The sequence below is a fragment of the Dactylosporangium sucinum genome (genome assembly GCF_014647515.1).
Lineage (GTDB): Bacteria > Actinomycetota > Actinomycetes > Mycobacteriales > Micromonosporaceae > Dactylosporangium > Dactylosporangium sucinum.
In genome coordinates, this window is record NZ_BMPI01000029.1 from 1 (window position 1) to 11,815 (window position 11,815).

14 protein-coding genes are annotated in these 11,815 nt (G+C 72.4%); 2 read left to right on the forward strand and 12 right to left on the reverse strand.

Translation table 11 applies throughout. The features are described 5' to 3' along the window. Positions 1-167: 167 nt before the first annotated feature. On the forward strand, positions 168-929 hold the full coding sequence (locus tag IEZ31_RS27340; protein WP_190252859.1) for a class I SAM-dependent methyltransferase: 762 nt from the start codon (positions 168-170) through the stop codon (positions 927-929). Between the two features lie 21 nt (positions 930-950). On the opposite strand, the gene IEZ31_RS27345 is transcribed toward IEZ31_RS27340, so the two are convergent. Then, complete coding sequence (locus IEZ31_RS27345) at positions 951-1,685, reverse strand: hypothetical protein (RefSeq protein ID WP_190252860.1); 735 nt, start codon at positions 1,683-1,685, stop codon at positions 951-953. Between the two features lie 93 nt (positions 1,686-1,778). After that, positions 1,779-2,285, reverse strand: a complete 507-nt coding sequence (locus IEZ31_RS27350) for a nuclear transport factor 2 family protein (protein WP_190252861.1) — start codon at positions 2,283-2,285, stop codon at positions 1,779-1,781. Between the two features lie 94 nt (positions 2,286-2,379). Between IEZ31_RS27350 and IEZ31_RS27355 the strand changes: the two genes are divergently transcribed. Then, positions 2,380-3,309 carry a TIGR03619 family F420-dependent LLM class oxidoreductase gene (locus IEZ31_RS27355; RefSeq protein WP_190252862.1) on the forward strand — a complete coding sequence of 310 codons (930 nt, stop codon included), beginning with the start codon at positions 2,380-2,382 and terminating at the stop codon, positions 3,307-3,309. On the opposite strand, the gene IEZ31_RS27360 is transcribed toward IEZ31_RS27355, so the two are convergent. From IEZ31_RS27360 to IEZ31_RS27405, 10 genes are all read right to left on the reverse strand, one after another. Further along, the gene (locus IEZ31_RS27360; protein ID WP_229835885.1) at positions 3,282-4,268 is read right to left on the reverse strand and encodes a zinc-binding dehydrogenase; all 987 of its coding nucleotides are present in this window, start codon (positions 4,266-4,268) and stop codon (positions 3,282-3,284) included. The genes IEZ31_RS27355 and IEZ31_RS27360 overlap by 28 nt on opposite strands. 65 nt (positions 4,269-4,333) lie before the next feature. Next, entirely contained in the window at positions 4,334-4,633 is a 300-nt protein-coding gene (locus IEZ31_RS27365; protein ID WP_190252863.1) for a hypothetical protein, read from the reverse strand. A gap of 3 nt (positions 4,634-4,636) precedes the next feature. Continuing rightward, a complete protein-coding gene (locus IEZ31_RS27370; RefSeq protein WP_190252864.1) occupies positions 4,637-5,707 on the reverse strand; it encodes an ABC transporter substrate-binding protein in 1,071 nt (356 codons plus the stop codon). Positions 5,708-5,759: 52 nt separating this feature from the next. After that, positions 5,760-6,650: an ABC transporter permease gene (locus tag IEZ31_RS27375; RefSeq protein ID WP_190252865.1), complete on the reverse strand. Its 891-nt coding sequence runs from the start codon at positions 6,648-6,650 to the stop codon at positions 5,760-5,762. A 2-nt stretch (positions 6,651-6,652) separates the two neighbouring features. Continuing rightward, positions 6,653-7,483 carry an ABC transporter ATP-binding protein gene (locus tag IEZ31_RS27380; protein WP_229835886.1) on the reverse strand — a complete coding sequence of 277 codons (831 nt, stop codon included), beginning with the start codon at positions 7,481-7,483 and terminating at the stop codon, positions 6,653-6,655. A gap of 38 nt (positions 7,484-7,521) precedes the next feature. After that, complete coding sequence (locus tag IEZ31_RS27385; RefSeq protein WP_190252867.1) at positions 7,522-8,289, reverse strand: SDR family oxidoreductase; 768 nt, start codon at positions 8,287-8,289, stop codon at positions 7,522-7,524. After that, positions 8,280-8,903, reverse strand: a complete 624-nt coding sequence (locus tag IEZ31_RS27390; RefSeq protein WP_190252868.1) for a cysteine hydrolase family protein — start codon at positions 8,901-8,903, stop codon at positions 8,280-8,282. Before IEZ31_RS27390 ends, IEZ31_RS27385 begins: the two co-directional genes overlap by 10 nt. After that, complete coding sequence (locus IEZ31_RS27395; RefSeq protein WP_190252869.1) at positions 8,900-9,958, reverse strand: Gfo/Idh/MocA family protein; 1,059 nt, start codon at positions 9,956-9,958, stop codon at positions 8,900-8,902. The genes IEZ31_RS27390 and IEZ31_RS27395 overlap by 4 nt, the downstream gene beginning before the upstream one ends. Continuing rightward, positions 9,955-10,833, reverse strand: a complete 879-nt coding sequence (locus IEZ31_RS27400; protein ID WP_190252870.1) for an amidohydrolase family protein — start codon at positions 10,831-10,833, stop codon at positions 9,955-9,957. The genes IEZ31_RS27395 and IEZ31_RS27400 overlap by 4 nt, the downstream gene beginning before the upstream one ends. Before the next feature lie 4 nt (positions 10,834-10,837). Then, a complete protein-coding gene (locus IEZ31_RS27405; protein ID WP_190252871.1) occupies positions 10,838-11,659 on the reverse strand; it encodes an enoyl-CoA hydratase/isomerase family protein in 822 nt (273 codons plus the stop codon). Between the last annotated feature and the right edge of the window lie 156 nt (positions 11,660-11,815).

Here is an 11,815-nt window from a genome sequence, read left to right on the forward strand (position 1 = left end):
CCACCATCGTCATCCCGGGACCGCGCCGGCGGCCGGTGCCGAACCTCCCCGATCGCCCGGGACCGAAGTCCCCTCCCGGCCGGGACCAACGACAGCACCCGGAGGACCTGTCATGATCGGGGGAGGACGGTTCCAGCGGCGTGGATGAGCCTTGACGGGGTGGCGGTATGGAGCGGGACGCGCGGCGGCCTGAGGCATCCTCGTTCGGCGCGGCGGCGGTCGCGTACGCCGAGCACCGGCCCGACTACGCCCCGGCCGCGGTGCGCTGGGCGCTGGAGGCCGCGCCCGGTCCGCGGGTGCTCGACCTCGGGGCCGGCACCGGCAAGCTGACCGGCACCCTGGTCGCGCTCGGCGCCGACGTCATCGCGGTCGAGCCGGACCCGCGGATGCTGGCCGAGCTGCGCCGCGAGCTGCCGGCGGTCCGCGCCCGGCCGGGGAGCGCCGAGGCGATACCGCTGCCGGACGCGTCCGTCGACGCGGTGCTGGCGGGAAATGCCCTGCACTGGTTCGACATGGCCGTCGCGGGGCCCGAGATCGCCAGGGTCCTCGCGCCCGGCGGCGTCCTCGCCGGCCTGTGGAACGTCCTGGACGACCGGGTCGACTGGGTTGCCGGCCTCGAACGGGTCGGCGGCAGCGCGGCCGTCGGCCCGCGCGACACGGCCGGCAACTGGCGCGCCGCGACCGCGGCCCTGCACCTGCCGGACATCGGCGCGCCGGAGCAGGCCGAGTTCCCGCACGGCCAGCGCCGCACCGCCGACTCCCTCGCCGCGACCATCGCGACGCGCGCGGGGATGCTGGTCATGCCGGAGCCGGAACGCGAGGCCACGCTCGGCCGGATCCGCGCCTACCTCGCGAGCCGGCCGGAGACCGCCGGCGGCGAGTTCACCCTCCCGATGCTGACCGGCGTCCTGCGCGTCCGGTGGCTGTGAGACGTCCGACCGCCCAGCCCTCTACGCGATCGGAAGGCGCTCAAGGGTCCCCAGGTCGTTGAGATTCTGCCCGACATGTGGATGCCACAGCACACTGATCCGTCGGCGCGCGTCGTCGGACAGCGCATTGCCTTTGGTCGGGCGGTGGCGGGCAACCTGAGGGCTGTTCTTTGTCTCCCCCTCATCGGTTGCCTTTGCTTGGAGTTCGTCGGCAGTCTCGAGAACCCTGGCTCGGATGCGCGGCGGGCCCGATTGCTGGTCGTAGACCTCATGGTGATGCCGGTGCGGTACGAGGGAGCCGTAGATGAGTAGGATGCCGCGTTCGTAACTGCGCTCGCCCGCTTCCAGGAACGCAGCGAGGGTCTCCAAATCCTTGCGAGGTCCGTGCTTCATGAAGCCCGGCAGCGACTTGATCTCAACGACGACGGCATTCTCATGGGCGTTTCCGGGCACGTGCCATACGAGGTCCGGTTGGTGCTTCCCGCCTTGGATCACTGAGTGCAATCCAGACTTGTTGAGCTCCCCTGATGCTACGAAGAGCGGTGCGCCAGCCGCTCGGCCATCACTGTCGCTCAGCACGCGGATCTGGTGGTACAGCTCGTAGCAGTACACCCGTTCTCGGTAGGCGTTCTGCGTCGTAGTTACGTTCCAACTGGAGTACGGAAGCGCGAACCATGGGTCAGCGACTTGCTGGGCAGCCTTGTCGAGGAGTTGCCGGAAGTCGATGGCTGCCTGTTGCCGCTCAGCATGTGACATTCGTCTGTTCTACAGCCGCTCACCGCCATGTCAAGTGTGTCCGACCGAGTACCGGAACCCCACGGCGGTAGCAGGACGGCGTGGGTCAGTCGCTCACGGCGCCAGGAGTTGGCTGCGGAGGCGGTACACGTAGTCCTCGCGGTCGCGGCGGCCGGCGGGGCCGGGGCCCTCGCGGGGGATGAACAGGTTGGCGTCCGAGCGGGTCCACTCCCGCGACGCGTACCGCTCGAGAATGCGCCACTCGCCGTCGCGGCGTTCCACGACGTCGACGTAGCGGAAGCCGCTCGTGAAGTTCACGCTCGGGCTGTCGGACGGTGTCCCCCAATGTACGGCCATGCCGTAGGTCTCCGACAGCGCCCGCGATCCCGCGAACTCCACGAGGTGGTTCGCCACCAGGTGCATGGTTCCGTCGAAGCCGCGCAGCTTCGGCTCCACCCACGCGATGTAGTCCTCGACGGGGCCGTCGAATCCGGTGTGGTGGTCGATCCCGCCCTCGTGGTAGCACGACCGGACGAGGTCCATGTCCAGGCGGTCGACGCCCCGGCAGTACCGGCACACCAACTCGCGGATGGCGGCGCGGTCGGAATCCTCACTCGACATCATTTCTCCCTCGGCATCGGGTCGACTCTCGGCTAAGCTACCAAGCACTTGCTTGGTCGGGGAATCCGTTGGCAGCAAACGAAATGGAGACGCCATGGCGCGGTTGGGGTTCAACCTGATGGGCGTGGACGAGCTCTACGGCGGCCGGTTCGCCGGCATCCTCGAGGCGGCCGCGCTCGCCGACCGGGCGGGCGTCGACCTGCTCGTGCTTCCCGACCACGTGACGCTCAGCGAGCAGGCCCACCGCGACCGCGTGACCGTCGGCTTCCCGTACCCGATCTCGACCAACTGGTTCGAGCCGCTGACCGCGCTGGCGGCCGTCGCCACCGTCACCGGGCGCGCCCGCCTCGGGACCAACGTCCTCGTCGCGCCGATTCGCCCGGCGGTACTGCTGGCAAAGCAGCTCGCGACGCTCGACGTCATCTGCGACGGGCGCCTCGACGTGGGGCTCGGCGCGGGCTGGCAGGTGGAGGAGTACCGGGCCACCGAGCGGCCGTTCGAGGGCCGGTTCGGCTACATCGAGGAGCAGGTCGCCGTCTGCCGTGCGCTGTGGGCCGGCGGCCCCGCGGCCCACGCGGGCCGGCGGCTGGACTTCACCGACCTGCACAGCATGCCCGTGCCGGTGCAGGGCGCGGACCTGCGGCTGTCGTTCGGCTTCAACCCGACCCCGCGGGCCGTCGAGCGCATCGTGCGCCTCGGCGTCGGTTGGTGGGCGGCCCCGATGCCGATCGAGGCCGTGCGCGCGGCGATCGCCGGCATCCGCGAGGAGTGCGAGCGGGCCGGCCGGGACCCGGCCGCGGTCACCGTCACGACGGCCACGACGCTGGTCGAGCACGGCCGCTCGGCCGAGGAGGCCGGCGCGATGCCCGTCGTCGAGGAGGCGCGGGCGTTGTGGGACGCCGGCGCCGACTGCGTCATCGTGCACCCGCTCGCGTTCGTCCGCACGCCCGAGGAGCTGCCGGGCTTCCTCCAGCCGCTCCTCGACGCCCGGGACGATCACCACTCGAGCACGACCTTGAGCTGACCGGCGCGCGGTGCCGCGGCCCGCTCGTAGGCCTCCTGTGCGCGGGCCATGGGCAGCCGGTCGGTGACATAGGCGTCCACGATGGACGGATGGTCCCGGAGGTACCGCTGGGCGAGCCGCAACACCCGCTGGCGGTCCTTGGTGGTGCCGGCCCGCAGCGTCAGGTCCTTGCGGAAGAACGTGTGCATCGGCACCGGGTAGACCAGGTCGTCGGGCACCCCGAAGTAGTAGACCAGGCCGCCGTCGGCGACCGCGTCCACGGCGCAGGCGAGGGTGCCGACCTGGTGCCCGATGGACTCGACGACGACCTGCGGCCGGTCGTGCGGGGCGAGCGACTCCGCCCACCGGTCGCACGACGCCCGCACGAACTCGTCGACGCCGAACGTCCGCGCCTCGGCCGACCGGTCGACGCGGTCGACGCCGACCACGTGGGCCGCCCCGCCCATCGACTTCAGCACGTGGCTGAAGAGCATGCCGATCGGCCCCTGGCCCAGGACGGCGACCCGCTGCCCGGCCACGTTCCCCATCCGCTCGACCGCGTAGATGACACAGGCCAGCGGCTGCGCGACGACCGCGTTCGCGGGCGACAGCGCGCCGTCGTCCGGCACCAGCGAGTCCCCCTCGGTGACGACGAACTCGGCGATGGCGTCCTGGCCCAGGGCCCAGCCGACCGCGGTGGTGCCGGGCTCGAACGCGGGGTGGCGTGAGGCGAGCACGTCGCCGACGACCTCGTGCATCGGGCAGCCCGGTCCGGGCGGTGCGCCGTCCGGGTGGTTGCCCAGCCCGCCCTGGCGCTGGATGGCGCCCTTGAACAGCGGCATGTCGCTGCCGCAGATCGCGCCGGCGCGCACCCGCAGCAGCACCTCGCCGGGGCGGAGCGCCGCCGCGGCCGGCGCCGGGACGCGGACCTCGGCGAACGTCGACGGTGCCACGAGGTGGGCGGCCCACATGTCGCTCATTGCTGTGCTCCCTCTGCAAAAATATGCCGCTGGGCGGGCCGCGACGGCCCGCCCAGCAGGTAACCTCACGCGTTTCCGGACCGCATGGACTCGACGTACTTGCGGATGACCTCGATGCCGTCGAACAGCTCGGTGAGCGTCCACTCCCGCGGTGCGTCCGGCGCCGCCCGCAGCATCGCCAGCAGGTCGTCCTCGCTGGTCGCGTTCGCGACGATCATCCGGCCGCCGCCGGCCATCGAGTACAGGCAGTCGAACGTGCCGTCGGCCAGCCGGGCCGAGATCCAGTCGACGGCCACGTCGGCGATCCGCAGGCCCAGCTCGGGATCGACCGGGCCGTGGTGGCCGATGGCCAGGAACTTCGGCATCGGCTACGCGGCCAGTGCCGTCGTCCGCGGGCCGTCGTCGAACAGCTGCGAGTCGGACAGCGGCTTGTTGAAGTTGACGATGCCACCGATCTCGGCCCAGGCCGTCTCGATGGGTGCGATGTTCTGGATGGGGAACTTGAAGTCCGGGTCGAAGATCAGGCTCGACGGCCCGGTCAGCTGCGCCTCGGTCGCGCCCATCGCCTTGATGAGTCCCTGCTTCACCTCGGGGTTGCTGCGGTAGTCGCCCTGCAGGTAGGTGCGGCTGGTGCGGACGAGCGCGCGCAGGATGGCCGCGGCCACGTCCGGCTTCTCGGTGCGGATCTTGCCCATCCAGTAGCTGGTGATGGAGGCGGTGAACGGGATGATCAGCTTGTGGCCGGACGTCTCGGCGGTGGTCCACACCGGGTCGCTCAGGTTGCCGGCGTCGACGGCGCCCGAGTCGAGGCCGGCCAGCAGGTCGGCGCCGCCGAGCGGGACGATCGTCACGTCCTTCACGGTGAGGTTGCAGGTCTTCAGGTACGCGGCCAGCTCCACGACGGCGGGCGAGCCGAGACCGGTCGCGGAGCCGGTCGACACCTTCTTGCCCTTCAGGTCGCAGGCGCTGAAGGTGCCGTCCGGCTTGAGCAGGCTCTTGCGCACGTAGTAGCCCTGGTGGTTGGCGGGGCTCCAGCCGACGCCCCCGCCGATGCCCTTGATGTCGGCCCCGCCGGCGATGGCGTTGAACAGGCCGGCGGACGGCGCGGCCGGCGCCACGTCGATGTCGCCCTTCTGCATCAGCACGACGAGGTTGTTCGTCTGGACGAGCTGGATATTGATCTTGATGTTTTCCTTCTTGAACTCGCCGAAGTACTCGGCGAGCAGCAACGGCGCGTACGCCTCGATGTTGCGGAAGGGCAGCGAGGCGTTGACCGTGACCTCGCTCGGCAGCGGCTTGGGCGCGGGGGTGTTCGGCCCGGTCGGGCCGGGGCTGGGCGCGCTCGCCGGCTGGGTCGTGGCCGAGTTCGAGGCGGGTGTGGCGCCGTCGCCGCCGCAGGCGGTGAGCAGCGGGACGGCGAACACGGCGACGATGGACATGGCGGCTAATCGACGCATTGCGACTTCCTAACTCTGGGGGAGGGAAACCGACTTACAGGAGGTTCCGGTCGCCGCCTTCGATCTCGACGCGAGCCCACGGCAGCACGAGCAGCGACACCCACTTGACGACATTGCTCAGCAGCAGGCCCATGAGGGCGACCGCCACGATGCCGACGTACATCTTGGGCGCCTGGAAGAGCGTCCAGGAGTACCAGATGAGATATCCGATGCCCTTGTTGGCCTGGGTGAACTCGACGCCGACCATCATGAGCACGGCGACGCTGACCGACATCCGCAGGCCGATGAACATCTGCGGCAGGGCGGCCGGAAGCAGGATGTGGCGGAACGTCTGCCACGGCCCGGCCTGGAAGCTCTGCGCCACCTCGCGGTGGCCGGGGCTCACGGCCAGGAACGCGGCCATCGTGCTGACCCACATGAAGAAGAAGACGGTCATCCCGATGGCCACGTTGAGGGCCGTGTCGGTGAGGCCGAAGATGAGCAGCAGCAACGGGAAGATGGCCAGCTTCGGCACCGTGTAGAGCGCCGAGAGCAGCGGTTCGAGCGTGGCGCGGACCCAGCGGGAGGCGCCGAGCGCGATGCCGGCGGCCACCCCCGACACGACACCCATGGCGCAGCCGATGAGCACCCGGGTCAGGCTGGCCCAGAGATGGTCGAACAGCTCGCCGCTCTCGACGAGCTGGAGCGCGGCCTTCCACACCTCGGTGGGCGGCGGGAAGAACAGCGGGTTCACCGCGCCGCTCGTGGCGGCGACCTGCCACACGACGAACAGCGCGACCGGGGCGCCGAAGCCGAGCACGATCTCGACGAGCCGGCGCCGGCGCCGGCGGACCGCGGCCCGCTCGGGGGTCGCCGAGGCCTCGCGGCGGACCATCCGTCCGCTGGTCTGCTCGTCGGGAGGCGTGACGGTGACTGTGTCGGCCATGACTACTCCTCTCCCGCCGCCAGCGAGGCCTGGACCTCGTCGCGCAGCACATCCCAGACGTTCTGCTGCAGGGCCGCGAACTCGGGCGTGCGGCGGATGTCGCTGGAGCGGGGCCGCCCGAACGGCACGGCGATGTCGCTGACCACCCGGCCGGGCCGGGCCGACACGACGACCACGCGGTCGCCGAGGACCAGCGCCTCCTCCAAGCTGTGGGTCACGAAGAGGACCGTGCGGCGGTCCTCCTCCCAGACCTTGAGGAGCACCTCCTGCAGCACGACCCGCATCTGCGCGTCCACGGCCGCGAACGGCTCGTCCATGAGCAGGATCTGCGGCTGCACCGCGAGCGCCCGCGCGATCGACACCCGTTGCCGCATGCCGCCGGACAGGGTGGCCGGGTAGGCCTTCTCGAAGCCGCTCAGGCCGATCCGGCGGATCCACTCCATGGCCCGCTCGTTGGCCTCGCGCCGCGGTACCTTGGCCATCTCCAGGCCGAAGCGCACGTTGGCCAGGACCGTCTTCCACGGCAGGACGCCGTAGTCCTGGAAGACCATCGACGTCGCCGAGCGGCCCTCGTCGAGCCAGAGGTCGAGGGTGCCGGCGGTCGGCGGCAGCAGGCCGTTGACGATGCGCAGGAACGTCGACTTGCCGCAGCCGGACGGGCCGACCAGGCAGACGAACTCGCCGTCGGCGACCCGCAGGTCGAGCGGGCCGAGGGCGTGGACGCGGTGCTTGCCGGAGATGAACTGCCGCTCCACGCCCGTCGCGAGCAGCTTGGCGCCGGTGGCCGCCGTCGGCGGTGGCGCTGCGGTCGCTTGCCGTGTCTGTGTGTCCACTGGCGCTCCAGGTGTTGTCAGGGCGGGGTGTGTGCGGGTCAGCCGAACCATTGGCCGGCGTTGACGTCCAGCGTCTGCCCGGTCACGCCGGCGGAGGCGGCCGAGCCGAAGAAGGCGACCACGTCGGCCACCTCGCGGGCGGTGACGAACCGGCCGAGGCAGGTCGTCGCCTCGGCGTCCAGCCGGGCCTGCGCGGCGCTCGTGCCGCGGCGGGTGCCGGCGTCGGCGAAGAACGCCTCGAGGTTGTCCGACTCGATGTAGCCGGGGACCACGGCGTTGACCCGGACCGCGTGCGGGCCGAGCTCGTGGGCCAGCACCCGGACCAGGGTGAGCATGGCCGACTTCATGGCCGCGTAGATGCCGGAGTCCGGGTACGGCTGGCGGGCCGAGATGGAGCTGACCAGGACGATCGACGCCCGCCGGCCCTGCATGAGCGGCAGCAGCTCGTACAGCAGGTTGGTCGCCGACAGGATGTTGCCGTCGACCGCGGCGTGCCAGTCGGCGGCCGAACGCTCGCCGAGCGACCCGAGTGGCGGCCGGGAGAACGCGTTGTGCACCAGGACGTCGACCGCGCCGTAGCGCTCGCCGACGCGCCGGGCGGCCTCGGCGCAGGCGGCCCGGTCGGTGAGGTCGGTCGGCAGGCACAGCGCCGCCGTGCCCACCTCGCCCGCGACCTCGTCCAGATACGCGCTCCGGCGGGCCAGCAGGGCCAGGCCGGCGCCGGCCTCGGCGAAGGTCAGGGCGAGCTCGCGGCCCAGCCCCGGGCCGACGCCCGCGACGGCGGCGACGCGTCCGCTCAGGTCCATGCCGCCACCACCTCGTCCACAGTGGACAGCGTCGCCAGGTGGCGCAGGCTGTACCGGATGACGTCGGCCGCGTAGTCGGCCGGGACGCCGGCCACCCCGTCGACCGGCACCACCACGCGGTAGCCCAGCCCCACCGCCTCGATCGAGGCGCCCAGGATGCCCATGTTCACCGACACGCCGACCAGGACGATCGTGCGGACCTCCAGGCCGCGCAGGGTCGCGTCGAGCTCGGTACCGGTGAAGGGGGTCACGCCGTGCAGCCGCTCGACGGTGACGTCGCCCGGCTCCGGCCCCAGCTCCGGCAGCAGCTGCGCCGACACCGAACCGGTGAGCAGGTGGTCCGGCATGGCCTCGGCCCGCTCCAGGATCGGCGCGTTGGGGGCGGCCCGCCGGCCCCCGGCGCGGCGGGCCACGGTGGCGTGCACGACCGCGACCCCGGCCGGGCGGGCCGCGGCCAGCAGGCGGCGCACGCCGTCCACGCCGCCGGCGGCGCGCAGCTGCTCGCCCAGCTGCGGCACGAGGCTCTCGGTGCCGACGATGCCGCGCTGCAGCTCCATCGTCAGCACCGCGGTGCCGCCGGGCCGGACCGCGTCCGGATCGAGTCGCCGGCTCATGAGACGCCGCCCAGCGTGACGGTGCGGCGCTGCTCGGCCGACGCCTCGATCGCCTCGACGACCCGGAGGACGGCCAGGCCGTCGGCGAACGTCGCCGGACGGGGAGAGGCTGGCGTGGCCGCGCCGGTGAGGTGCTGGTGCAGCCAGCGGGCGAGTCCGGTGTACGACGCGATCTCCTGCGCGGTCCACGGCCGGGCGTCGCCGGGGTCCGCCGACGGGGGCGGGGGAACGTCGGGGGTCAGGTCGTGGGAGGCGTCGGGCGTGGTGAGGTGCGCCCGGCCGTCCACGACGGACACCGTGCCGGCGGTGCCGGCCACGCGGGTCACCTCGACCGGCGTGCCCCAGGCCGCCGCGCACTCCTGGAGCACCCCGACGGCGCCGGACGCGGTGCGGAACAGCACGGCGTAGCCGTCGTCGGCGCCGCCGCCCGCCCGGGGCACGGCCTGGCCCAGGGTGGCCGACACCTCCACGATCGGACCGAGCCAGAGCTGCAGCTGGTCCAGCAGGTGGGTGCCGTTGGCCCGCAGCCACCCGCCGCCGCGCGCCGGGTCGAACCACCAGCCGGGCGCGCCCGCGTCGGCGGCGGCCAGCATCGGGTAGGAGCGCACGATCGTGGCGGTGTGCGGCCGGCCGACCCGGCCCGTGGCGATCGCGTCGCGGACCGCCTCGATCGCGGGGTCCCACCGGAACTCGGTGCCGACCAGCGCGACGACGCCGGCCGCGTCGGCCGCCTTCGCCATCGCCTCGGCCTGCTCCACGGACAGGGCGAGGGGCTTCTCGCAGATGACGTGCCGACCGGCCGCGATCGCGAGCCCGGCGAGCTCGGCGTGGGTGTCCGGCGGCGTGGCGATGGTGACGACGTCGGCGCCGGTGGCTCCCAACGCGGCTTCGAGGGCGTCGAACCCGGCCGGCACCCCGACCCGGGCGGCCCGGCGGGCCGTCCGCTCGGCGTCCTGGCCGACCAGGGCGGCCACCTCGAAGCCGGCCGCCCGCAGGGCCGGCACGTGCACCCGCAACCCGAAGCCGGTGCCGACGACGATCGCCCGGCGGGTCATGCCGCACCCCGGCCGAGCACCCGCAGCGCGTTGGTGCGCAGGAACTTCTCCCACACGTGCTCGTGCAGCGGCAGGTCGTCGAGCTCGGTGAAGATGCGCTCCAGCGACAGGCCCATCGGGAAGTACCCGGCGTAGAGCACCTTGTCCGCGCCGCGGGTGTTGGCGAAGTCGAGGATCTGCTTCGGGTAGTAGCGCGGCGCGAAGGCGCTGGTCGAGTAGTACAGGTTCGGCCACTTCAGGAGCAGCTTCACGGCCAGGTCCACCCACGGCTCGCAGCCGTGGCGGGTGACGAAGCGCAGCTCGGGGAAGAACCAGCAGACCTCGTCGATGAGGGCGACCTCCTGGGCCGCGAACGGGATGCGGGGCCCGGGCACGCCGGCGCAGACGAAGATGGGGATGTCCAGGTCGATGCAGGCCGCGTACAGCGGGTAGAACCGCTTGTCGTTGATGGGTACCGGCGGGTTCAGGCCGCTCGGCATCGCGCTCGCCGCCACCACGCCGAGCTCCTCGACCGCCCGGCGCAGCGCCCGCACGCCCTCCATCCCGGCGTTCGGGTCGACCGGGAACGCCCCGAGGAAGCGGTCGGGGTGGGCCTTGAGCGCGGCGACCGCGAGCTCGTCGTCGAAGCTGACCGTGATCATGCCCCGTTCGACGCCCCAGCGGTCCATCTCCAGCAGCACGGCCCTGGCGCCGTCGGCGCTGAACCGCTGGTCGGGGAGGCCCTTGAACATGTACTCGGCGGGAAACCGGTACGTCTCGCGGCTCTCCTGGTCGCGCAGCTGGGTGCCGAGGAACCGGCGCCAGCTGTCGTCGCCGGGTCCCTTCGGGATGCCCATCATCAGGTCGATGACCCCGATGTCGGTGGGCCTTGGCATCGTCTCACCACCCCCGGAAGACCGGGTCGCGCTTCTCGGCGAAGCTGCGCAACCCCTCGGCGCTGTCCTCGGTCCACACGTTCATGGCCACGGCCATCTCCTCCTGGTCGAACGCCGCGACCCGGTCCGCGTCCAGCGACCGGTTCAGCAGGCGCTTGGCCAGCCCGATCGCGATGGTCGCCCCGGTCGCGAGCCGGGCGGCCAGCGCTCCGGCGGCGGCGTCGAGCTCCTCCGGCTCGACCACCTGGTGCACGATGCCCAGCCGCTCGGCCTCCGCGACGGACAGGTCGCCGCCGAGCAGCAGCAGCCGCTTCGCGAGGTGCAGCCCGAGGACGCGGGGGAGCAGGTACGCGGCCCCGGCGTCGGGCACGATGCCGCGGGTGATGAACAGCTCCGCGAACCGGGCCTGCGGCGAGGCCACGACGAAGTCGGCGGCGAGGGCGAGCTGGGCGCCCATGCCGGCGGCCACCCCGTTCACGGCGGCGATGACCGGCTTGGGGCAGTCGAGCACCGCCGCGATGAGGGCCTGCGCGCTGCGCACGGCGGGACCGGTCTCGCCCACGACCCGGGCCGGCCGGCCGGCCACCGGATCGCGGCGGGGGAGGCTGAGGTCGCCGCCGGCGCAGAACGCGCGTCCGACGGCCGAGAGCACGACCGCCCGGATCTCGACCGACGAGCCGGCCTGCGCCAGCAGCGAGATCAGTCGCTCGCGCTGCGGTGGTCCGAGCGCGTTCCGCTTCTCGGGGCGGTCGAACACGATCCGGGCCACGCCGTCCGCGACGGTGCAGCGCACCTGCTGGGTCACGTCCTCCACGGCACCGGTCATGCTGCCTCCGCTTAGCTCCGGACCGGTCATGCTGCCTCCGCTTCGCTCCGGCCGCATGCCTTCCACACTGAGCCGATGATGACCGGCCTCCTCCGCTTCGCTCCGGCCGCATGCCTTCCACACTGAGCCGATGATGACCGGCCTCCTCCGCTTCGC

What these genes read in the sequence shown, in the direction of transcription:
- IEZ31_RS27340 (WP_190252859.1), top strand. Translation starts at nt 168, where the DNA reads ATGGAGCGGGACGCGCGGCGGCCTGAGGCATCCTCGTTCGGCGCGGCG.
- IEZ31_RS27345 (WP_190252860.1), bottom strand. Translation starts at nt 1,685, where the DNA reads ATGTCACATGCTGAGCGGCAACAGGCAGCCATCGACTTCCGGCAACTC.
- IEZ31_RS27350 (WP_190252861.1), bottom strand. Translation starts at nt 2,285, where the DNA reads ATGTCGAGTGAGGATTCCGACCGCGCCGCCATCCGCGAGTTGGTGTGC.
- IEZ31_RS27355 (WP_190252862.1), top strand. Translation starts at nt 2,380, where the DNA reads ATGGCGCGGTTGGGGTTCAACCTGATGGGCGTGGACGAGCTCTACGGC.
- IEZ31_RS27360 (WP_229835885.1), bottom strand. Translation starts at nt 4,268, where the DNA reads ATGAGCGACATGTGGGCCGCCCACCTCGTGGCACCGTCGACGTTCGCC.
- IEZ31_RS27365 (WP_190252863.1), bottom strand. Translation starts at nt 4,633, where the DNA reads ATGCCGAAGTTCCTGGCCATCGGCCACCACGGCCCGGTCGATCCCGAG.
- IEZ31_RS27370 (WP_190252864.1), bottom strand. Translation starts at nt 5,707, where the DNA reads ATGTCCATCGTCGCCGTGTTCGCCGTCCCGCTGCTCACCGCCTGCGGC.
- IEZ31_RS27375 (WP_190252865.1), bottom strand. Translation starts at nt 6,650, where the DNA reads ATGGCCGACACAGTCACCGTCACGCCTCCCGACGAGCAGACCAGCGGA.
- IEZ31_RS27385 (WP_190252867.1), bottom strand. Translation starts at nt 8,289, where the DNA reads ATGGACCTGAGCGGACGCGTCGCCGCCGTCGCGGGCGTCGGCCCGGGG.
- IEZ31_RS27390 (WP_190252868.1), bottom strand. Translation starts at nt 8,903, where the DNA reads ATGAGCCGGCGACTCGATCCGGACGCGGTCCGGCCCGGCGGCACCGCG.
- IEZ31_RS27395 (WP_190252869.1), bottom strand. Translation starts at nt 9,958, where the DNA reads ATGACCCGCCGGGCGATCGTCGTCGGCACCGGCTTCGGGTTGCGGGTG.
- IEZ31_RS27400 (WP_190252870.1), bottom strand. Translation starts at nt 10,833, where the DNA reads ATGCCAAGGCCCACCGACATCGGGGTCATCGACCTGATGATGGGCATC.
- IEZ31_RS27405 (WP_190252871.1), bottom strand. Translation starts at nt 11,659, where the DNA reads ATGACCGGTGCCGTGGAGGACGTGACCCAGCAGGTGCGCTGCACCGTC.